Origin of the sequence: Paeniglutamicibacter kerguelensis (genome assembly GCF_017876535.1) — a bacterium.
Taxonomy (GTDB): Bacteria; Actinomycetota; Actinomycetes; order Actinomycetales; family Micrococcaceae; genus Paeniglutamicibacter; species Paeniglutamicibacter kerguelensis.
In genome coordinates this window covers 1073741-1093208 of record NZ_JAGIOF010000001.1, presented here as the reverse complement: position 1 = coordinate 1093208, position 19468 = coordinate 1073741, and the positions used below count along the sequence as shown (strand labels likewise).

Below are 19468 nucleotides of genomic sequence, written 5' to 3'. Positions count from 1 at the left end.
AAAGGAGCGAACCATGAGCACCACCGAATCCAACACCATCCCCAAGCCGTCCGTCCCGGCCCCGGACATCCTGCGCTGCGCCTACGCCGAACTGGTCGTCACCGACCTGGCCGCCTCGCGCAAGTTCTACGTCGATGTGCTGGGCCTGCACGTGTCCTACGAGGACGACCAGCAGATCTACCTGCGCTCCTTCGAGGAGTTCATCCACCACAACCTCGTCCTCACCAAGGGCCCGGTCGCCGCGCTGAAGGCCATGGCCTTCCGCGTGCGCACTCCGGAGGACGTCGACGCCGCTGAGGCCTACTACAAGGAACTGGGTTGCCGCACCGAGCGCCGCACCGAGGGCTTCGTCAAGGGCATCGGCGACGCGGTCCGCGTGGAGGACCCGCTGGGCTTCCCCTACGAGTTCTTCTTCGAGACCACCCACGTCGAGCGCCTGCACATGCGCTACGACATCTACTCGGCCGGCGAGCTGGTCCGCCTTGACCACTTCAACCAGGTCACCCCGGACGTTCCGCGCGGCCGCAAGTACCTCGAGGACCTGGGCTTCCGCGTCACCGAGGACATCCAGGACGACAAGGGCGTGACCTACGCGGCCTGGATGCACCGCAAGGGCACCGTGCACGACACCGCGCTGACCGGTGGCGACGGCCCGCGCCTGCACCACGTGGCCTTCTCCACCCACGAGAAGCACAACATCATCCAGATCTGCGACAAGATGGGCGCGCTGCGCATGTCCGACCGCATCGAGCGCGGCCCGGGACGCCACGGCGTCTCCAACGCGTTCTACCTCTACATCCTGGACCCGGACGACCACCGCATCGAGATCTACACCCAGGACTACTACACCGGCGACCCGGACAACCCGGTCATCACCTGGGACGTGCACGACAACCAGCGCCGCGACTGGTGGGGCAACCCGGTGGTCCCGTCCTGGTACACCGAGGCATCCCTGGTCCTGGACCTGGACGGCAACCCGCGCGAAGTCATCGCACGCACCGACTCCTCGGAGATGGCAGTGACCGTGGGAGCCGACGGCTTCTCCTACACCCGCGCCCCGGGCAACGCCATGACCGGGGACCCGGGCGAGGAAGTCGGCTTCAAGATGGGCCACCAGCTCTAACCCGTCGCCCTTCCAAGGCACCGTCCCCGTGGCCGGTTTCCGCTCCCTCCCATGCGCGAAGGGGGACGGAAACCGGCCACCGGCCGTTGTTGCGTTGCCCGCTCCCCAAACAGACGGCCAGCCGGGTATGGCGAACAGCGGGCATACCGGTGGCGGGCATGGTGGTAGCGGGCCAAAGCGGGGAAACTGGATGCCATGAACACCGCTGGCCCACATAGATTTGCCGACCGTTTGGCGGCCGGATCCATTCTCGGCGAGCTGCTGGCCGCCCAGGGGTTTGGCACGGACACCGTCGTACTCGGCCTGCTGCGCGGCGGGGTCCCCGTCGCGGCACCGGTCGCCGCGCGCCTGGGCGCAGCCTTGGGTGCACTGGCAGTGCGAAAGCTTGGCATCCCGGACGAGCCGGAGGTCGCCTTCGGCGCCGTCGCCAGCTACCGACGGCAACGCGTGATGTACCATGTCCCCCGGATCCACGAGTATGCGGTGAGCCGGTATTCCCCCGCGGCCCTGGCCGCCGTGGAGCGGCATGCAAACACCAAGCTCCTGCGACTGGCCTCCACCTTCGATGCATTCGCCCCGGACTGCGCGGGGCGGACCGTGGTGTTGTGCGATGACGGCCTGGCCACCGGCGCCACCATGACAGCCGCACTTCGGGTGGTGTCCCGGCTGGAACCTGACAACCTGGTGGTGGCGGTTCCCGTCGCCCCCGCCAAGGTCCTGCGCGAACTGTCCGCCTATGCAGACGCCGTGGTCTGCTTTCTCACACCACCGGATTTTTCGTCGGTGGGCACCTACTACGAGGATTTTTCACAAGTCTCCGAGCCGGAGATCATCCGGCTACTTGCGGAATCCGGCACCACGCAGTAGCCGCCCGAGGCACTTGTCCCGCCCGCCGACAACCGATTGGACCGGACCTGCCGGTCCGCGGCGCCGGGCAACCCCAAGCCTCCCGGCCTCCTGCACCCGAAGACGCCTAAATGCGTGCCCGTGTATAGGGCCGATCGACCCATTGCTTCGGCACCGGAACGAGCGTAGGTTGTTGCCGCTGGTTTCTATCGGCACATCGGCCCCACCGTCACCGTGATGGCCGGGCCTCTGATCGAAGGAGCGGATCATGGGCATCATCAGCTGGATCATTCTTGGACTCATCGTTGGGGTCCTGGTCAAGGAATTCATGCCCGGAAGGGTCAACGGCGGGTGGATCACCTCGCTCGTGCTTGGCGTCGTCGGCGCCGTAGTGGGCGGATGGCTCGGATCCCTCATCTTCAACACGGGGCTTGGCGGGTTCTTCAACATCCGCACCTGGGTGCTGGCCATCCTCGGCGGTGTCCTTGTCGCCGGAACCTATGGACTCGTGAAGGGACGCGGCGAAGGCCACCGCGCCGCGCACTGACAAAAAATCAGGTGTCGGCAGTGCCCCTCGCAGGGGGCACTGCCGGATCTTTTTTGTGCCACGTTTTTGTGCCACGACTTGAAGGGCACTGCTTTCGTGGATCGGCGCGGGCAGCTTGCCGCTAGCGGCCATGCGGCCATGCAGCCGATTCCCCGGGGTCCAGCCGGGTCAGTTGCTGTTGCCTTCCTGCGCCAGAACACCGATTTCCTTGCCCTGTGCATCAAACACCATGAGCTTCGTTCCATCGACCTTGACGGTGGACGCGTGTGAAAGCCACGTGTCGACGCCCGCACATGCCATCAGTGTCGCGGCCATGTTTTCCAGGGTGATGGCATCGTCGGCTTGCTTCCAGGAACCGGTCAACGTATTGCAACCGTCGTTCCCGGTGAAGGAGCCCTCACCCGAAAAAACGAGGACGGGCGAGTTGGCCGGCACTCCACCCCACTGGCCGACGACCGAGGAGCCGTCCTGCCCCTGGGTCGTCGCGCATCCGGCGAGGCCCAAGGAGGCGGCCAGAACAAGCAAAAGCGCTGCAATTCGTTTCATGGTCACATGCTACAGCCGCAATTCGCGTCCGCATCCGTTCCACCGGAATGCGCATGCGCCACGCCGCGGCGTTGCGGCGATCGCCGTAGCCCGGCCCAGGGTGCAGACTGGGATCATGAGACCGGACCACGTTGCACCCACGCGTTTTTCCGACCGAGCCGAGGCCGGCGAGTACCTGGCTGCCGAACTGGAGCACCATGCCGCCGATGAAAACGTGGTGGTCCTCGGACTGTTGAGCGGCGGCGTCCCGGTCGCGGCGGCCATCGCGAAGCAACTGGGCGTCGAGGTCGACGCCCTCGCCGTCAGCGGGCTCGTCCTGCCCGAACGGAGCACCGTCGCCTATGCGGCGCTGGCGGCCTACGGGGACGACGTGTCCCTGAAGTACGTTGCCCGGGTCTGGGGCCCTGCCCAACAGCGCTTTACCACGGCGGTCCTGGCCGAGGTGGAGGCCGCGGCCCGCACGGAACTCAAGGACCTGCAGCAAAGGCTGGTCGGTGAGGTCGTGCTGCCCGTGAAGGATCGCACCGTGATTCTCTGCGACGACGGCATGGCAACCGGTGCCACCATGCTTGCGGCGGTCGAAGTCATGCGGCATGCGGGTGCGGCCCGCATCGTCGTTGCGGTCCCGGTGGCCACGCTGGCCGCCCGCCAGGAACTCGAGGCGGAAGCCGATGAATTCCTTTGCGCCATCACGCCGAAGGTGTTCAACACCGTGAGCGCGTTCTACTCCCGGTTCGATGCGGTGTCCGACGACGAAGTCGTTGCGCTGATCCCGCACCTCTGAGACCCTGCCGGACAACAACCAAGGGCCCGGCACGACAAAAGGGCCGGCCGACTCGCTGTCCCTCGCCCGCTGCGGGAGGATGCGAATCGGCCGGCCCGATTGGTTTTATTCCGGAACTTGGCCCTTAGGCCTTCTGGCCGTGCTGTTCCTTGTCGTAGGCGGCCTGCAGGTCCGGGTCGACGTCCTGGACGTGGAGGTTGTTGCCCTTGGTCTCGCCGACCCAGAGGACGGCGGCCACGGAGATGACCGTGAGGACCATGATGTAGATGGCGATCGAGATCGACTTCCCGGTTTCTTCCAGGAGCACCTGCGAAATCGTTGCGGCGAAGGCGCCGCCGAGGATCGCACCCAGGGCGTAGCCGATCGAGATTCCCGAGTAGCGGATGTGCGCCGGGAACATTTCGGCGTACATGGCCGACTGCGGTCCGTAGGACAGGCCCAGGCCGATGGTCAGGATGAAGACCGAGAGTCCGTAGAGGAAGATGTTGCCGGTGTCGATGAGCATGAACATCGGGATCATCCAGACGAAGATCAGCGCGTAGCCCAGCACAAAGGTGTTGCGGCGGCCGATGATGTCCGAAAGCCAGCCGCCGATCAGGGTGAAGATGAGCCAGCCGAAGGAACCGACGGTGGTCGCCAGAAGCACCGGGGCGGCGGGCATGCCCAGCACCTTGGTGGTGTAGGAGATCAGGAACGCGATGACCAGGTAGCCGGCGGCGTTGTTGGAGATGAAGATCAGGGCGGCCTGGATGACCTCCTTGGTGTTGGACTGGAAGAGCTGCTTCAGCGGGGTGTGCTCCGAGGCCTTGCGCAGCGCCAGCTGCTTGAAGATCGGGGATTCCTCGACGGCCTTGCGGATCAGGTAGCCGACGACGATCAGCACGACGGAGAGCAGGAACGGAATGCGCCAGCCCCAGGCCAGGAACTGCTCGGGGGTCATCGAGATGCGCAGGATGTAGAGCATGCCGGTCGCCAGGATCATGCCGATCGGCACGCCGATCTGCGGGTAGGCACCGAAGTAGCCGCGCTTGTTTTCCGGTGCGTGCTCGACGGCCATCAGTGCCGCGCCGCCCCATTCGCCGCCAGCGGAGAAGCCCTGGATGATGCGCAGCAACACCAGCAGCAGCGGGGCCCAGAAACCGATCTGGGCGTAGGTCGGGAGCAGGCCGATGAGCGCGGTGGCCGCACCCATCATGATCAGCGTCGCGACCAGGACCCGCTTGCGCCCGTACTTGTCACCCAGGTGGCCGGCGACGATGGCGCCGAGCGGGCGGAAGAGGAAGGAGATGCCGATCATGGCGAAGGCCAGGATCTGGGCCAGGCCCGGGTTGGATTCACCCAACGGCTTCAGGAACAGCGGGGTCAGCAGCGTCGCGGTGAGCTGCGCGAAGATGAAGAAGTCGTACCACTCGATGGTGGTTCCTACCAGGGTGCCCGCAAGGACGCGACGTTCCTCGGAACGTTTGGCGTTTGCGGCCAGGGAAGCTGAAGCCATGGGAACTCCAAGTGTGGGGCGCTGAGCGCTGCGAATGATGAGGGGGAACCACTTGTTACCGACCGTTCGGACGGTAATGTGATCAGAATCATGATACCGCACATTCGTGACTTCACTCACCCCTGCGGTCGAAAAGTGAAACGAGCGGGCGGACGGTCGCTCCATCGCACTTTTTGAAAAAAGTGCGATCCGACGTGCGGCTATTCACGATCGACGCGCCGAGTGCCAATCCGGGCCGGCATTCGGCGTGCCATTTCCGCGGCCCGGCCGCGCGGTTCCGCCCTAGTCTTCGCGGGCCAGGAACTCGCGGATGCGCGCGCGGACGGGCTCGCGGTCGTAGCTGTTGACCAGCGCGCCGGCCATGCGGACCGGGTCGCCGAAGAAGAAGTACTCATAGAGCGCCTGGCGGCCGGAGAAACCCGTGATCGAGGCATCGTAGGCAAGCTTGAACAGGCGGATGCGCTCCGGCCCGGTCAGGCTCTTGCCCTGCAGGTACATCTCGATGTCCTCCCGCGCCACCTCAAGGTCAGCCTGCCCCGGAAGCGCCATGAGGCCCGAGGCGCAGAATTTCCGGATGATCTCCGGAAAGCGCTGGGATGCCTTCGGGTACCAGTTGCGCGCGGCGTTCAGGGTCTCCCAATGCGGCAGGAAAACCCCGTCCTCGCTCGGCGCCGCGAGCGCCTCGGAGGCGGTGACCAGCGCCTTGCCGATTTCGACGTAGCGGATCAGCTCGGCCAGGTCCTCCTGGATGTGCTGGAATCCGTCGATGCCGATGGTCCCGGCGATCTCCGAGGCCAGGCCCAGGAAGAACTCGGACTTGGCAATGGTGCGGGTGACAACCTGGTGGGTCATCAACGCCCCGGCACCCGTCTCCTGGTACCAGGCATTGCACAGGTCGGGGCGGCCCTGCATGAAGACGCGCTCGGCGGGAACGAAGACGTCGTCGAACACCACCACGGCATCGATCTCGTCGAAACGGCTCGCCAGGGGCTCGTCGTGCTTGTTGCCGCCGTTGTGCAGGCCCGTGCGGCACAGGTAGCGCAGGCCCGGTGCGTCGTTCTGGATGGCGAAGGCAAACGAGAAGGGCTCGTCCTCGGGGGTGCCGCGCAGCACGGTGGAGGGAAAGACCAGGAGTTCGTCAGCGATCGGCGCGATCGTGGCGAGCATGCGGGCACCGCTGATGACGATGCCGCCGTCTCGCTCCTCGACGATCCGCGCCGTGAGCTGCCCGCCAAGCTGCTCCGAACCGGAGACCGATCGGTTGACCTGCGGCGGGATCAGGGTGTGGGTCGCCAGCAGGTCGTTTTCGCGGGCGAACTCGTAGTAGGCCTCGATGCGTTGGCCGAACTTCGGGTCCGCCTTTTCAAAGAACTTCTTGGCCGTGGACAGCGCGGTGAGCGAGGCATTCATGTAGTCTCCGGTGCGGCCCAGGAATCCGTTTGAGTATTCGGCCCAGGCGGCGGTCGCCGCCCGCCGCTTCTTCAAGTCCTCCGCCGAACGCGGCACCAGGAACGAGGCGTTGACCAAGTCCCCCGAGGTTGGCGAGGTGCAAGTCAGTGCGTCTTGGTACTTGGGGTCGTGCTGCATGTCGAAGAGCTTGGCGTAGGTGAGGGCCAGCTCCTTGAACGCGGGGTGCTCAGTGAGATTTTCGGAGACCACTTCTCCGTCGATGACCAGGTGAGGGGTCATCGAGTTGAGCTTGTCCAGAAACTGCCGACCGGTACGGATGCCCATTTTCCAACCTCTTCTGCGATTTTGATTCACTGGTGTTCGGGACTGGGTTGGTGCCGGTTGGCACCCGCGGGCCGGCAAATCGCCTCATAGAAGCTCTTCGACGCCCAGCTGGCTTTCGGGGATGGTGGTGAAGGAACTGTTCGCGAACGCGAGGGCATCGCCCTTGCGGTAGTTGAATTCATGGACCAAGCCCAGATAGAGCGTGTGGTCGCCGCCGTCGTAGGCCGCCCAGGGGGTACATGAGAAAAAGGCCAGGACGCCTGAAAGCCGCGGTGCAGTTTCGCCTTCGACCCAGATGGGATCCCTGCCTGGGCGCCCGGCAAAATGCATGGCCAGGGCCTGCTGCTCGGCCCCGAGGATGTTCACCGTGAACGGGCGATCCTTAAGCTCGTCGTGCGCCTTGGTGCTGCGCGCAATGGACACCAGCACCAACGGAGGGTCCATCGAGACCGAAGTAAAGGAGTTCACGGTGATGCCGTGGCGCCGCGTCACGCCGTCGAAGGTCACGATGGCAACGCCCGTGGCAAATCGGCCCAAGCTCCCGCGGAAGTGATGCAACGTCGCGCCGTCGAGCTTTTTGGGAATGCCACCCTCGGCGACCACTTTCCTGCGTGTGACCATCATGAATTTCCCCAGGATTTCCCGCTGCCCCGACCGGCTCGCACTCAGACACGTAGTGTTCTAATATCGAACCTAGGGTTCTCATAGCGAAATTGTGATTAAAACCCTAGTTGAGACTCACTGGACAAACAAGAAGCCAGTGGCCCGGGAAACGAAATTGCGAAAGGGTCCCACGCGCCCATGACACCCTCCGACACATCCACACCAGCTTCACAGACCCTTTCCAGGGGCATTCGCATGCTGGAGCTCCTGGCCGAGGCCCCGGGGCCCCGAACCATTGCTCAGTTGGCTTCCGACCTGGGCGTGCACCGTTCGATTGCCTACCGGATCCTGCGCACCCTTGAATCGCATCGGCTGGTCACCCGCGATGAATCCGGCCGCGTCCACGGGGCACCGGGCCTCGCCGTGCTTGCCCGCGGGGTGCAACGGGACCTGCAAAGCGCTGCGCTGCCGGAACTCACGGTCTTGGCCAACGAACTGAAGATGTGCGCATTCATTGCCGTGTGGGACCAGCCCGACTGCACCACGCTGGTGACGGTGGAACCGCGCCACGTGCATGCCACGGTGGTTCAGCACCCCGGCACCCGGCACCCGTTCGGCCACGGCGCCCCCGGCATCGCGATGCAGTCCACGCTCACCGAGGAACAGTGGAACGCGTTGAACCACGAGACCCCGTACCGGGAGAATGCCGCATTGGCCCGAACCAGGGGCTACGCCACAAGCATCGATGAGGTAATCCCGGGCCTGTCCTCCGTGGCCGCGCCCATCGAGGTGCCGGGCCGGCTTCCGGCCGCCGTCGCCGTCGTTTACAGCACCGGTTCGAACACCAGCGACGTCGAGGCTATCGGCGCCCGCCTGCGCGAAGCGGCCCGAGCCATCTCCGCGGAGCTCGGGTAGCAGGGGTTTCCGCTCGCGCAGTGCCGGGGCCGCAGTTAGGCAGCCAACATGCGGCGCTGCGCGCGTGAACGCAGCAAAGCCATGCCGGCGCCGGAGACCAGCAGGAGCACTGCGGCCGCTGCGGCAACACCGAACGCACCGGCATAGCCGTGCGAATCGGCGAAAGCTCCGGCCAAGCCGTTGCCGATGGCCGTCCCGACAACGATGCCCGATGACAACAGGGTCATGACGGTTGAGAGGCGTTCGGACGGTGCGATCTCGCCGCCCAGGGTGAAGATGGTGACAAGGATCGGCCCGACGGGGATCCCGACCAGCAACAGGGCCGCGACCATCCAACCGATCCCTGAAGGAACCTGCAGCAGCAGGGCCGCGGGCACCATGAAGATGGCGCAGGCGAGCCAGCGGGCAGCCTGTGGCCAACCATGTGGCCAGAACGCAACGGACAGCGCGGCGGCGGCGCTTGTCGCACCGGCGGCGGCGTAGAGCAGTCCGCCGATGTTTGCGTTGCCCTGGGCACCGGCAAAGGCCAAGGTGCCGGCGGCACTGGACCCAAAGAAGGTTCCCATGCCGATCATGCCGGTGACGGCCAGTGCGATTCCGACGACCTGGTTCCGTGTCAACTTGGTCTTGGTCGTGCTCTTGATATGGGGAACGACGGCCTTTTCGGTGCGGTGCACCGCGAAGAGCGGCACCAAGATGAGCGTCAGGGCGGCGGCGATGGCCAGCGGCAACCAGGGGGCGATCAGCGCGGCGAAGAGCCCGACGGCTGCGGGGCCAAACACGAACCCGAGTTCGTCGACCATGCTTTCATAGCTCAGCGCCGCGGAGAGTTCGCGGCCGCCCGACTCGCGCTTGCGGGTCAGGGCCATCCAGCGCACACGGGCCAGCGGGCCGACCTGCGGGCCGGTGGCGCCTGCCAGCAGGGACAGCAGGACGATGACTCCCACGGGGGCCAGCGCGGCGGATCCGCCGAACCACATCAACGCGGTGATGAACAGGGATTGCAGGATGGCGACGGGGATCAGCACGCGGCGCTGGCCGATGCGGTCGGAGAGGTAGCCGACGGTGGGTCCGCCCACGGCCGAACCGAGGCCGACCATGGCCGCTGCCAAGCCGCCCATCGCGTAGGATCCGGTCGAATCGATGAGCAGGGTCATCGAGCCGATCGTGAGCATTGCCAGCGGCAGCCGGGCGAAAAAGCCCAGCGGGAAAAAGGCCCAGCCGACCAGCGGCGGCAACGCCGCATAGGGCGAACCCTGGGTGTTTGGTCTCTTGGGGGCTGTCTTGGATTTCAAAATGGGTGCACTCCACTAACGTGCGTGCACCGTCCCTGCCTCCCGTTGCACAAAACCCTTTTCAGACGTCTATTAGTCTAGCCGAGATGCGCCTCGGCGCTAACCTCCGATTTCCATGGATACCGTCGAACCGTTGCGCCCCTTGTGGACGTTGAGCCGGGTGGTGATCCGTTGCTTCATGTCCGCCACATGGGAGACCACGCCGATGACCCGGCCGCCGCTGCGCAGTGCCTCGAGGGCGTCCATGACCTGCTCGAGCGTTTCGGCGTCAAGCGAACCGAAGCCCTCGTCCACGAACAGCGTCTCGATGTCGATGCCGCCGCTTTGGTGCTGGATGACATCGGCCAATCCAAGTGCCAGGGACAGCGAGGCCATGAACGACTCCCCGCCGGAGAGCGTCTGGGTGTCGCGCCGGACGCCGGTCCAGGAATCGAGGATCTGCAGGCCGAGGCCCGATTTGTTGTTTCCGCGCGGGGTGTCGTCGTGCACCAGCGAGTAGCGCTGGCCGGTCATCAGCAGCAGGCGTTGGGTTGCCGCAAGTGCGACGGCCTCCAGCCTGGCAGCGAGGACATAGGTGCTCAACGTCATCTTGAGCCGGTTCTCCCCCAGCCCGCGGGCCAAGTCTGCCATCGACTTGAGTGTGTTGAAGCGATCAAGCACCGGCCCCTGCTCGCGGGCCAGGGCGGCAAGCCTCTCGCGGCCGGCCTGCAGCCTGGCGGTGTAACTTTCGAGCACCGCATCGCCTGCCAGCACCGCGTCCCGGCGATCCAGGGATTCCCGCACCGCGGCCGCAGCGGCAGCAAGTTCATCGGCATCCGGGGCTCCCGTGCCGGAGTCGGCCTCGGTGCGTGCGAGTGCGGTTTCCGGGGCCTCCGCCAGCGTCTTGATGCGCACGGACTGCTCGTTGTGGGCATCGACCAGCTCCTGGCTCCGGGCACGTTCTCCCGGCGGCAGCAGCTGTCCCAACCACGCGGCAGTGTCGGCGATGCCGGCCTGGGCAAGTTTCGCTTCCCACTGGGCGTCCGCGGCCGCTTCCGCGCTGTGCGCTGCGGCCAGCGCTGAGGCCGCCGCCGCGAGGGACTCGAAGCTCGCCGCCCGGGCCTTGAGCGCGGTGTGGCGTTCCTGCAGGCCCTTCCCGTCGCTGCTCAGCGCCGCGAGGGACTCGGAGAGCTTGGCGATGCGAGCCTCGGCTGCAGCAATCTTGGTGCCGGTGACTTCGAAGGCCGTGGCGGCCTTGGCCTCATCGATTTGTAGGGATTCAAGCTTTTTGGTTGCCTTGGCGAGCTCCGCGGCGGCGTCGGTTGCGGCCGCGGAGGATTCGACGGCAGCCCGGTGATTGAGGGAGGCTGCGTCGAAATCCGCCGTGGCGGTTTTCTGGTCGAGATCGCCGATCCGGTCCCGGATCAGTGCAAGCACGGTGTTGGCCTTTTCCAGCTGGGCAGCGGTCTTGCTTTCGGCTGCTTCCGCCTTGGCGGCCTGCTCCTGGGCCTGTTCGATGGCGTCGGAGTCGACGAGCTCACCCTCGGGCAGGGGCGCGGGCTTGGGGTGTTCGTCGGAACCGCAGACCAGGCAGGCTTCGCCGTCGCGTAGCGCCGCGGCGAGCGTTGCGGCCGACTGGTCCAGGCGCAGGGAGACAAGGTCTGTCACGGCCTCACGCAGGGTCAGCGTGTGGCTCTTGGCATCGTTGAATTCGGAGTGTGCCTTGAGCTGGGCGCGTTCGGCCCTGCCACGCGTCGCCACTTGGTCGCGGCGTTCGCTCGCTGCATCGACCGCCTCCTGGAGCGCCGGCAGGGAAGCCAGCAGCGCGTCCGCGGTGGTGCATGCCTCCTGGAGGGCTGGGAGTCCGGCCTTGAGCTCTTGGATGTCTTTCGCGCGCCGGGACTGCAGCGCCGATTCGGATTCAAGTGCAATCTTGAGCTGACCCAATTCGGTCCGGGTCGCTTCGAGTTCCCGCTCATCAGGCAGTGCTGCCTCGATGACCGCGGCCTTCTGCACGGCGGAAGTCGCAGAGGCCTTGGCATGCTCGGCGAGCTGCACCACCGTGTCCAGCGCGACCCCGGGAGCCTGTGCCGCGGCGAGGAGCCCGGCGGATGCTTCCTCCTCCCCGTCGGGCCCTTGGGTTTCCGCCAGGGTTCCTGCACCTGAATCGAGGGCATTGGAAAGCGCTTCATGCAGCTTGGCCTCCGCGTTTGCGGTGGCCTCGGCGGCACCGAGTGCTTGCTGGTGGTACGGCTTGAGTGCGGCCGCGGCCGCATCGAGCTTCAGCCTGCCGGCCAGATCCGCAGCATCGGGGCCTTGCTCCTCATGGATCCGGCGGAGCGTGGACAGTTCGGCAAGCTGCGCATGCCGGGCCCCTCGTTCCTTGAGCTTGGTTTCCACGGTGCGTGCGGCCCCCGACTGCGCGTCCGCTTCGCTGAGTTCGTGCTGCAACTTCTGCCGGGCACCGGACAGCGTGGTGCCGAAGAATTCGCCCAGCGTCTCAAAGTCACCCGAGTCGCGCAACCCTGCGGCGTCCTCCGGCAGCTCGGCTTCGTCCGGGTATAGGGTCGTCAGCGCATCGGCTACGAGTTGGTCGATTGTCGCCCGCTGGTTTCGCTCGGCGGCCTCGGCTTCCGCCTTGGCCTCGGCGAATCGATCTGCCAGCACCTTTTCGGTGAGTGCGTATTCGCTGGTGTCAAAGAGCGAGCGCAGGAGGTCTTCGCGGTCCTTGTCCTTGGCCCGCAGGAAGGCTGCGAAGGCACCCTGCGGCAGCATGGCCACCTTGGTGAATTGTTCCTTGTCCAGGCCCAGGATGTCGCTGAGGGTGGCGCCGACCTCGTCGTTGCGGGTGGATTTTTCGACCCAGATTCCGCCGACAAGTTCACGCAGGCGGCTCTGCGCCTGGGCCGTTGTGGTGCCGTTCTTGCCGCGTTTGGTTGGCCGGTCCCAGGCGGGCGAGCGGGTGACCTCGAAGCGCCGGCCTCCGGTGGAGAATTCGCAGATGACTTCGGGGGCCACCGATGCTTCCGCGTGGTCGCTGCGCAGCGACTTGCTGCCCTGGCGGACCCCGGGAAGCGAGCCGTAGAGGGCGTAGCAGATGCCGTCGAGCACGCTTGTCTTGCCGGCACCGGTCTCACCGTTGAGCAGGAAGATGCCGCCCTCGGAGAGTGCATCGAAGTCGATGGTGGCGCGCTTGGCGAACGGCCCGAAGGCCTCGATTTCGAGACTGTGGACCCTCATTTTTCAACCTTTTCGCTGCGTACCTGGGCAAGGACGGAGACGAGTAGGTCGTCTTCGGCCTGGTTGAGTGGGCGTTTGCGTACGTGCTCGACGAATCCCGAGCAGACCTCCATCGGCGACTTGGCCTCCGCGAGCCTGTCGGCATAGCTGTGCGCCGTGTCGTCGGGCTTTTCATCGGGCTCGAAGTTCAGCACCAGGGTGTCAGGGAACCTGGTGCGCAGCCGTTCCATGGCACCGGCCGGGCGGTGCTTGTCGGTGAGCGTGACCTGGCACCAGGCGTCCCTGGCCGAGGCGTACTGCTCGTCGGTGAGCAGCTCGTCGATCTTCCCGCGCAGGATGCGTAGTTGCTTCCGGGCGGGCCAGTCGACCTTCTTGACGTCGCCCAGTCCCTCGGCCGTCATTTCAAGGACCCAGGCGCCCTTGCTGTGGCCCGCCTCCGAGAAGGAGTACGGGATGGGGGAACCCGAGTAGCGGATGCTCGGGTCAAGTTTTTGGCGCCCGTGCAGGTGTCCGAGCGCGGCATAGGTGAAGTCGGCGAAGTGCGCGGTGGGCACGATGTCCAGCCCGCCGATGCTCAATTCACGTTCGGATTCCGAGCCCGCTCCCCCGGCGGCGAAGACGTGTGCCATGACAATGCTGTGGATTGGTTGCTCCGAGCCCGCTTGGCGGGCCTGCAGGTCCTCGCGCACCAGGTTCAGTGCCGCGTTGATGACCGGCGAATGGCCGGGTTCCTCGACGCCCAGGCGTTCGGCGACCATGCGCGGCTCCAGGTAGGGCAAGCCGTAAACGGCGAGCGCGAAGCCTTCGCCGTCCATGACCACGGGCCTGTCAATGTCCTCGAGTCGCGTGCGCAGATGCAATCCGGCATGTTCCAGCAGTGCCGAGCCAAATCCCAGGCGCAGGGCCGAGTCGTGGTTTCCGCTGGTAATGACAATTTCGACGCCGGTTTGGCGCAGCCGAACCAGAGACCTGTCAAAGAGCGACACCGCGTCAACCGATGGCAGGGCCCGATCGTAGACGTCTCCGGCGACCAGAACCACATCGATATTTTCCTCCCGAATGGTCTCCAGCAGCCGGTCGATGAATTCTTCCTGTGCCGCCAGCAGGGAAGCCCCGTGGAAGGAGCGGCCCAGATGCCAATCGGAGGTGTGCAAGATACGCATGGTTCCAAGCCTAGCGACGGCACCGGACGCTTTGTTAACCGACTCGGCGCCTCGGGGAAAACCCATAGACTGGTGGGGTGACTGATTCAATCGATCCGTATGCGATTCCCGCTGATTTTTCCGACCGAGTTTTCGGCGTGCTGCTTGCCGCCGTCGACGGTGCCACCCATGCCCGTGACGGCCACGAACCCGGCGAAAGCGAAACGCTGTCCCTGTTCCTGCTTGATGGATTGCTCGAGGCCCTGGAATGGGCAAACGACGGCGTTGCCTCGGACGAGGCCGCCTGCATGTGGCTGGCCGGGCTGCGTTGGTACAAACTCGTGATCAAGTCCTTCCCGGAGGGGGCACCGGAACCGCAGCCACGCTGGATCGACGAGGCGTTCGAGGGTGCCGAGGACTTTGCCCCCGGGGACCCCCAGCACCTGATTGCCTTGGTGAACCCCGACATGGCTTCGGTTGGCCGCCCGGCCTTCCCGAATGCCGACACCTCGGGTGTCTTGAGCCGTGCGGCATTCATGGCGTTGCTGCCGCGCGTGGATGAGGCAACGACGCACAAGCTTGCAACGGACGCCGCTGCCCTGACCCACGGTTCCCCGCTGGCACACGCCGCGGCCGGGCAGGCTGCGCTTGTCGTGCGCGCAGCCTTGGAAAACGGCTCGGCATCCGCGCCCCGCTGGGCCGAGCTGGTTGCTGGTCTCGAGGGTACGGCGGCCGAGGCGCTGCGCACAGCGGTGGCCTTTGTCACCGAATCGCTGGAAAACACCGACCCGCAGGCCGCGTACGACGCACTCTATGAATTGCTTGGGGAAGAACCGGATGTCGAAACGGCTTCCTACGCAGGCGCCTTGCTTGCAGCGGTGCTGGGAACGGATGCCGTGGCACACCGCCCCGCGTCGGTCCTCGATCCCATCCTGGATCAAATGCACGAGCGGTGGATCAAGCTGACGGTGGGAAGCTAGCAGCAACCGGTGCCGGACCGTGGAGCGCCTTGCTCCACGGTCCGGCACCTTGGACTTCGCGGGGCATCTTGAAGCGACCGCAAATTGCAGGGGTTCACCTCTGGGCATGCAGTGCCCGGCCCCTTCCGGGTGATAATGCGTTGTGGCGTGGAAACGCAACAACACGTGCGGAATCAAGGTAGAACCACCTGTCGGACGGCATCTCAGCGAAGCATGGGGCAAAGGGGCAACACATGACCGCGAATGGCTCACCAGGCAAGCCGCCCGCCGAAGTTTCCAAGGGCAGTAGCCTGCCCGAGTTCGTCGACAATGCGCGGGCCACTGTATACGGTGCGGTCTCCAAAGCTCCCTTCACCGTGGCGCTCATGGGCGCCATTTTGCTCAGCGGCCTGATCACCAGGTCGCTTTTCAGGACAGTTGGCAACAACAGGTGGTTCGAGGACCTGGCCTACGGATTGCCGGCCTTCAGCAGCGGGGACTGGCTTACGGCAATCACGGGAACCTTTGTGCTCGGCGAACCGGGCTCCTACCTTCTTGTGCTGATCCTGATCCCGCTCAGCGTGGGATGGCTGGAGGTGTTCCGCGGAACAAAGTCCGCGGTCCTGACATTTTTCCTCGGCCAGTTCGCCTCCCTTGCGGTCGTCGCAGTCATATTGCTGCTCTTTAGGAACCTGGGATCGAGCTGGATCGATGAGTTGTCCCGCGACCTGGACACAGGTCCGAACGGCGGCATCTTCGCATGCCTCACCCTGGCGGTTTGCTACCTGAGGCAGCCGTGGAAGCTGCGTTGGCAGTTTCTCCTGATCAGCTTCGCCGTGGTGAGCGTGACACTCGTCGGGGAAATCAGCGACCTGGAACATGCCGCTGCGATCGGCTTGGTGCTCCTGCTGAAGTTCCGAACCATTTCAAAGCCCAACTTGCGCGAACAGCGGTTCATCGCCTGGGTAGGCCTTCTGTCACTGGTCACCATCCAAATCCTGACAATCATTGTTCCCACCAACGGCCCCTTTGGCCCCACCCAGGCCGGTGGCGGGCGCATCGCCGTGATTGTCGACGCGCTGCTTGCCATAGTCCTGTCTCGCGGGTTGCGTTCCGGTCGACGCGTCGCCTGGGTCGCGGCCATCGTGCTGGCAGTGCTGAACGTGCTGCGTGGAATCCTCGGTTTGACGCTCATCGTGACCCTCGGGCCGGAGCTCAAGCAGGGGTCGGGGATTGCGTCGTTTGCCGCGGCGCACGCGGCGTTGTGGGCCCTCATGCTTGTCTACCTTGTGGTGTGTTGGCGCGCCTTCGGCGTACGCAGGCACCGGCGCCTGCCAAATGCCGTGGGGCACCGGGGCATGGATCCTGCAGCGGTGCTCGCCCAGCTACGGAGGTACGGCGGCGGGACCATCTCGTGGATGAGTACCTGGCGCGGGAACCAGCATTACCGATCCCCCGGTGGTTCAGTGGTGACGTACCAGGTACACATGGGTTGCGCCATCGGCTTGGCCGAGCCCATCGGCCCGCCCGAGGACCGCGATGGTGCAATGACGCACTTCTCTTCGGCCGCAGAAAAGGCCGGCCTGTGCCCGTTCTTCTTTTCCGTCAGCGCACCGCTTGCCACGCCGCCCGACTGCTGGCGTGCCATGCAAATCGCCGAGGACACCCTGATCGATTTGCCCGGGCTGGAGTTTGCCGGAAAGAAATGGTCGGACATCCGCACGGCACTCAACAGGGCCGCACGTGAGGATGTTTCGTTCAGGGTCACCCGGCTGGCAGATGAACCGGCAAGCGTCAGATCCCAGCTCGAAGAGATTTCCAAGGCATGGGTCGGCGACAAATCGTTGCCCCAGATCCGGTTCACCCTTGGCACCCTCGAGGAGGCGGCCGATCCCATGGTGAAACTTGCCCTGGCGGAAAATGCGCAGGGTGAGGTTCAGGGATTCCTGAGCTGGCTGCCGGTCTATGCCCCCGGCGGAGAGGTTTCCGGCTGGACGCTGGACCTCATGCGTCGTCGCGACTTTGGCTTCGTATCGATCATGGAGTTCCTCATCGGTTCATCCCTCAAGCACTTTTCGGCCTCCGGAGCGGGATTCGCCTCGCTGTCGGGGGCACCATTGGCCCGCACCCAGCACACGGCTGCACAGGAGCCGGTGGACAAGGTGCTCGCGTCACTCTCCAAGGCCCTGGAACCGCTCTACGGTTTTGGTTCCTTGCACGCTTTCAAGGCCAAGTTCAATCCCCGGGTCGAGCCCATGTATTTGGTTTACCGGGATGAGAGCGATCTTCCGCGCATTGCCGGCGGGTTGACCCGCGCCTTCCTGCCCGAAGCCACGATGAGCCAGCTTGCCCGTGAGGGATTCAGCGCACTTCGCGACATGCGCGCAAAGCGGCGTTAGGCGGCCGAGAACCCGTCGATGAGTTGAAGGAATTCGCCTTCGGCCAGGATGGCCACGCGCTGGCCGGCTTCCTGGAGGCGCAGCACGCGCTTGGCCTTTCCGGTGAGCCGCCCGTTGGCAAGGTCCTCGGGAACAAACCCGTCGCCGACCACCAGTACGGTGGTGGCCTTGGTGACCCGGCTGGCGGTGGTGGCGCCACGTTCGGCGGCTCGGTCCTTGGCCACCTGCCGGCTGATGTTCAGGTTGCCGGTGAAAACAACGGTTTCACCGTACAGCGGGTGCGCCGGATCGGCTTCGAGGTTCGGCTCGGGATCGTTGCCTTCCTGCGGCCAGGCTGCCCAGTCGGGCTGGACCGGCACGGAGTTTCCCCGGGCCGCCCATCCCTGGGCATCTCGAGTGGCCTTGGAAAGCTCATCCCCCGGGGCGTACGCCTGGGCGAAGCCCATCTTGACTTTCAATTTCTCGGCGGCCGCGACAACGGAATCCGCCGCTTGGCGGTGGGCGATGTCTACCATGATGGCGGCGCAGGCGTGTGCGTCGGCGAGCGCATCGTGGTGGTTCACCATGGGCGAGCCCGCTTCCTCCGCGACGAAGGGCAGCGAGTAGGAGGAAAGCTCGTAGGTTTTCCGGGCCATCTTCACGGTGCACGCGTAGTCGTAGGCGGGGCCGGAGAGTTCGGAGACCTCCAAGGCGGAGCGGATCACGCCGAGGTCGAAGGCCGCGTTGTGTGCCACGAGGGTGTCATTGCCAATGAAATTGGCCATGGGGATGAACAGTTCGCCGAAGCGCGGCGCATCGGCAACCATCTCGGAGGTGATGTGGTGGATCATCGTGTTGCGCGGATCGAAATGGTCGAATCCGGCCGGCGGGCGCATCAGCCAGGAGACTTCCTCGATGATTTTTCCGTTGCGGACCTTGCTCAGGCCCACGCTGCAGGCAGAGCCGCGGAATCCGTTAGCCGTCTCAAAGTCGATCGATGTAAAGTCCAAAGCCACGTGTGAAACGATACAGCCGATGACCGTCATTCTTGGAACCGCGACAATCGTATGTGGCGGGAATGACAGTGTTCTCGCCGGCCTCACGCCCCCTGCGCGCCCAACAAAAGGTTGGCTCCCCGTATGTCGCAACGGGGAGCCAACCATCGGCTTCAAGAGTGTCGGGAGAACACCCTAGGTGGTTGCCTTCCGCAGGGTCACGTACGATCCCCCGGCGAGCAGCACGCAGACGGCACCCAGCATCAGGGCTACCCCAAGGGTGGTCAACGAGCCGAGCCAGCCACCGAGGAGGACCCACCAATCGTTGAATGTCACCATCGCCAGCAGGGCCAGCAGGACCACCGCGAATCCGATGCCCACAATCAGCATGCCGGTGGCTTTCCAGCGCAGGTACACGGTGGCGCACCAGAATCCGATCATGAACAGCAGCACCATGGCAACGAAGTAGAACAGGATCTGGACCGCGGCGTTGTTCTCGGCTATCCATCCCAGCGCAAAGAGCTGTCCGTTCATGCCCCACCCGCCGGTTGCCTTTTCGATGAGCCCAAGGACGTAGTAGAGCACCGAGTAGGCCAGCGCGATCACCGCGAACAGGCCCAGGGTTCCCAGGTAGAAGCTCTTCCGCGAAACGCTCATGGCCTGGGAGAACGGGAACGTCAACGTCAACGACTGGATCCCGAGCGCCAGGAAATACCACATGACGGCTTGCCCCGATCCTGAGATCAGGACCCCGGTGCTTTCATCCTTGGGCACAATGGCCCAAATGGCGAATGTGAAGGCTGTGCTTGCCAGCAGGATCACCATCGGAATGCCCAGGAAGGTCCACTTGTTGATCAGTTGCATTCGCGCAACGTTGACGATGCGGC

16 protein-coding genes are annotated in these 19468 nt (G+C 65.0%); 7 read left to right on the top strand and 9 right to left on the bottom strand.

The features are described from left to right. Positions 1-13 precede the first annotated feature (13 nt). The 3 genes from hpaD to JOF47_RS04905 all read left to right on the top strand — a co-directional run bounded on the left by hpaD (position 14) and on the right by JOF47_RS04905 (position 2516). Positions 14-1123 carry a 3,4-dihydroxyphenylacetate 2,3-dioxygenase gene (gene hpaD / locus JOF47_RS04915; RefSeq protein ID WP_209996324.1) on the top strand — a complete coding sequence of 370 codons (1110 nt, stop codon included), beginning with the start codon at positions 14-16 and terminating at the stop codon, positions 1121-1123. Between the two features lie 195 nt (positions 1124-1318). Further along, positions 1319-1990: a phosphoribosyltransferase gene (locus JOF47_RS04910; RefSeq protein WP_209996322.1), complete on the top strand. Its 672-nt coding sequence runs from the start codon at positions 1319-1321 to the stop codon at positions 1988-1990. A 247-nt stretch (positions 1991-2237) separates the two neighbouring features. Next, the gene (locus JOF47_RS04905; protein WP_209996320.1) at positions 2238-2516 is read left to right on the top strand and encodes a GlsB/YeaQ/YmgE family stress response membrane protein; all 279 of its coding nucleotides are present in this window, start codon (positions 2238-2240) and stop codon (positions 2514-2516) included. Between the two features lie 168 nt (positions 2517-2684). On the opposite strand, the gene JOF47_RS04900 is transcribed toward JOF47_RS04905, so the two are convergent. Continuing rightward, the gene (locus JOF47_RS04900; protein ID WP_209996318.1) at positions 2685-3062 is read right to left on the bottom strand and encodes an META domain-containing protein; all 378 of its coding nucleotides are present in this window, start codon (positions 3060-3062) and stop codon (positions 2685-2687) included. Between the two features lie 115 nt (positions 3063-3177). Here JOF47_RS04900 and JOF47_RS04895 point away from each other — a divergent pair, with 115 nt between their 5' ends. Then, positions 3178-3846, top strand: a complete 669-nt coding sequence (locus JOF47_RS04895) for a phosphoribosyltransferase (RefSeq protein ID WP_209996317.1) — start codon at positions 3178-3180, stop codon at positions 3844-3846. A 124-nt stretch (positions 3847-3970) separates the two neighbouring features. Here JOF47_RS04895 and JOF47_RS04890 read toward each other — a convergent pair whose 3' ends face one another. The 3 genes from JOF47_RS04890 to JOF47_RS04880 all read right to left on the bottom strand — a co-directional run bounded on the left by JOF47_RS04890 (position 3971) and on the right by JOF47_RS04880 (position 7699). Further along, the gene (locus JOF47_RS04890) at positions 3971-5341 is read right to left on the bottom strand and encodes an MFS transporter (protein WP_209996315.1); all 1371 of its coding nucleotides are present in this window, start codon (positions 5339-5341) and stop codon (positions 3971-3973) included. A 282-nt stretch (positions 5342-5623) separates the two neighbouring features. Continuing rightward, positions 5624-7075, bottom strand: a complete 1452-nt coding sequence (gene hpaB / locus JOF47_RS04885; protein WP_209996313.1) for a 4-hydroxyphenylacetate 3-monooxygenase, oxygenase component — start codon at positions 7073-7075, stop codon at positions 5624-5626. An 84-nt stretch (positions 7076-7159) separates the two neighbouring features. Then, positions 7160-7699: a flavin reductase family protein gene (locus JOF47_RS04880; RefSeq protein WP_245356259.1), complete on the bottom strand. Its 540-nt coding sequence runs from the start codon at positions 7697-7699 to the stop codon at positions 7160-7162. Positions 7700-7876: 177 nt separating this feature from the next. On the opposite strand from JOF47_RS04880, the gene JOF47_RS04875 reads away from it, so the two are divergent. Then, entirely contained in the window at positions 7877-8593 is a 717-nt protein-coding gene (locus JOF47_RS04875) for an IclR family transcriptional regulator (RefSeq protein WP_209996311.1), read from the top strand. 35 nt (positions 8594-8628) lie between these two features. Here JOF47_RS04875 and JOF47_RS04870 read toward each other — a convergent pair whose 3' ends face one another. The 3 genes from JOF47_RS04870 to JOF47_RS04860 all read right to left on the bottom strand — a co-directional run bounded on the left by JOF47_RS04870 (position 8629) and on the right by JOF47_RS04860 (position 14270). Continuing rightward, entirely contained in the window at positions 8629-9888 is a 1260-nt protein-coding gene (locus tag JOF47_RS04870) for an MFS transporter (RefSeq protein ID WP_209996309.1), read from the bottom strand. A 99-nt stretch (positions 9889-9987) separates the two neighbouring features. Beyond that, positions 9988-13107: an AAA family ATPase gene (locus tag JOF47_RS04865; RefSeq protein WP_209996307.1), complete on the bottom strand. Its 3120-nt coding sequence runs from the start codon at positions 13105-13107 to the stop codon at positions 9988-9990. Beyond that, positions 13104-14270 (bottom strand): exonuclease SbcCD subunit D, encoded by a 1167-nt coding sequence (locus JOF47_RS04860; protein WP_209996305.1) that lies wholly within the window; start codon positions 14268-14270, stop codon positions 13104-13106. The genes JOF47_RS04865 and JOF47_RS04860 overlap by 4 nt, the downstream gene beginning before the upstream one ends. Before the next feature lie 77 nt (positions 14271-14347). Here JOF47_RS04860 and JOF47_RS04855 point away from each other — a divergent pair, with 77 nt between their 5' ends. After that, positions 14348-15229, top strand: coding sequence for an ADP-ribosylglycohydrolase family protein (locus JOF47_RS04855; protein ID WP_209996303.1), 882 nt, complete (start codon positions 14348-14350; stop codon positions 15227-15229). 233 nt (positions 15230-15462) lie between these two features. Then, on the top strand, positions 15463-17607 hold the full coding sequence (locus tag JOF47_RS04850; protein ID WP_209996301.1) for a bifunctional lysylphosphatidylglycerol flippase/synthetase MprF: 2145 nt from the start codon (positions 15463-15465) through the stop codon (positions 17605-17607). Here the strand turns inward: JOF47_RS04850 and JOF47_RS04845 are convergent. Together JOF47_RS04845 and JOF47_RS04840 are read right to left on the bottom strand one after the other, a co-directional pair. Then, positions 17604-18602 (bottom strand): 3'-5' exonuclease, encoded by a 999-nt coding sequence (locus JOF47_RS04845; protein ID WP_209996300.1) that lies wholly within the window; start codon positions 18600-18602, stop codon positions 17604-17606. The two genes, JOF47_RS04850 and JOF47_RS04845, sit on opposite strands and share 4 nt — an antisense overlap. A 174-nt stretch (positions 18603-18776) precedes the next feature. After that, positions 18777-19445, bottom strand: coding sequence for a hypothetical protein (locus tag JOF47_RS04840; RefSeq protein WP_245356257.1), 669 nt, complete (start codon positions 19443-19445; stop codon positions 18777-18779). Between the last annotated feature and the right edge of the window lie 23 nt (positions 19446-19468).

Excerpts from the sequence above, each read along its gene's own strand:
- hpaD (WP_209996324.1), top strand. The coding sequence starts at position 14 with ATGAGCACCACCGAATCCAACACCATCCCCAAGCCGTCCGTCCCGGCC.
- JOF47_RS04910 (WP_209996322.1), top strand. The coding sequence starts at position 1,319 with ATGAACACCGCTGGCCCACATAGATTTGCCGACCGTTTGGCGGCCGGA.
- JOF47_RS04905 (WP_209996320.1), top strand. The coding sequence starts at position 2,238 with ATGGGCATCATCAGCTGGATCATTCTTGGACTCATCGTTGGGGTCCTG.
- JOF47_RS04900 (WP_209996318.1), bottom strand. The coding sequence starts at position 3,062 with ATGAAACGAATTGCAGCGCTTTTGCTTGTTCTGGCCGCCTCCTTGGGC.
- JOF47_RS04895 (WP_209996317.1), top strand. The coding sequence starts at position 3,178 with ATGAGACCGGACCACGTTGCACCCACGCGTTTTTCCGACCGAGCCGAG.
- JOF47_RS04890 (WP_209996315.1), bottom strand. The coding sequence starts at position 5,341 with ATGGCTTCAGCTTCCCTGGCCGCAAACGCCAAACGTTCCGAGGAACGT.
- hpaB (WP_209996313.1), bottom strand. The coding sequence starts at position 7,075 with ATGGGCATCCGTACCGGTCGGCAGTTTCTGGACAAGCTCAACTCGATG.
- JOF47_RS04880 (WP_245356259.1), bottom strand. The coding sequence starts at position 7,699 with ATGATGGTCACACGCAGGAAAGTGGTCGCCGAGGGTGGCATTCCCAAA.
- JOF47_RS04875 (WP_209996311.1), top strand. The coding sequence starts at position 7,877 with ATGACACCCTCCGACACATCCACACCAGCTTCACAGACCCTTTCCAGG.
- JOF47_RS04865 (WP_209996307.1), bottom strand. The coding sequence starts at position 13,107 with ATGAGGGTCCACAGTCTCGAAATCGAGGCCTTCGGGCCGTTCGCCAAG.
- JOF47_RS04860 (WP_209996305.1), bottom strand. The coding sequence starts at position 14,270 with ATGCGTATCTTGCACACCTCCGATTGGCATCTGGGCCGCTCCTTCCAC.
- JOF47_RS04850 (WP_209996301.1), top strand. The coding sequence starts at position 15,463 with ATGACCGCGAATGGCTCACCAGGCAAGCCGCCCGCCGAAGTTTCCAAG.
- JOF47_RS04840 (WP_245356257.1), bottom strand. The coding sequence starts at position 19,445 with ATGCAACTGATCAACAAGTGGACCTTCCTGGGCATTCCGATGGTGATC.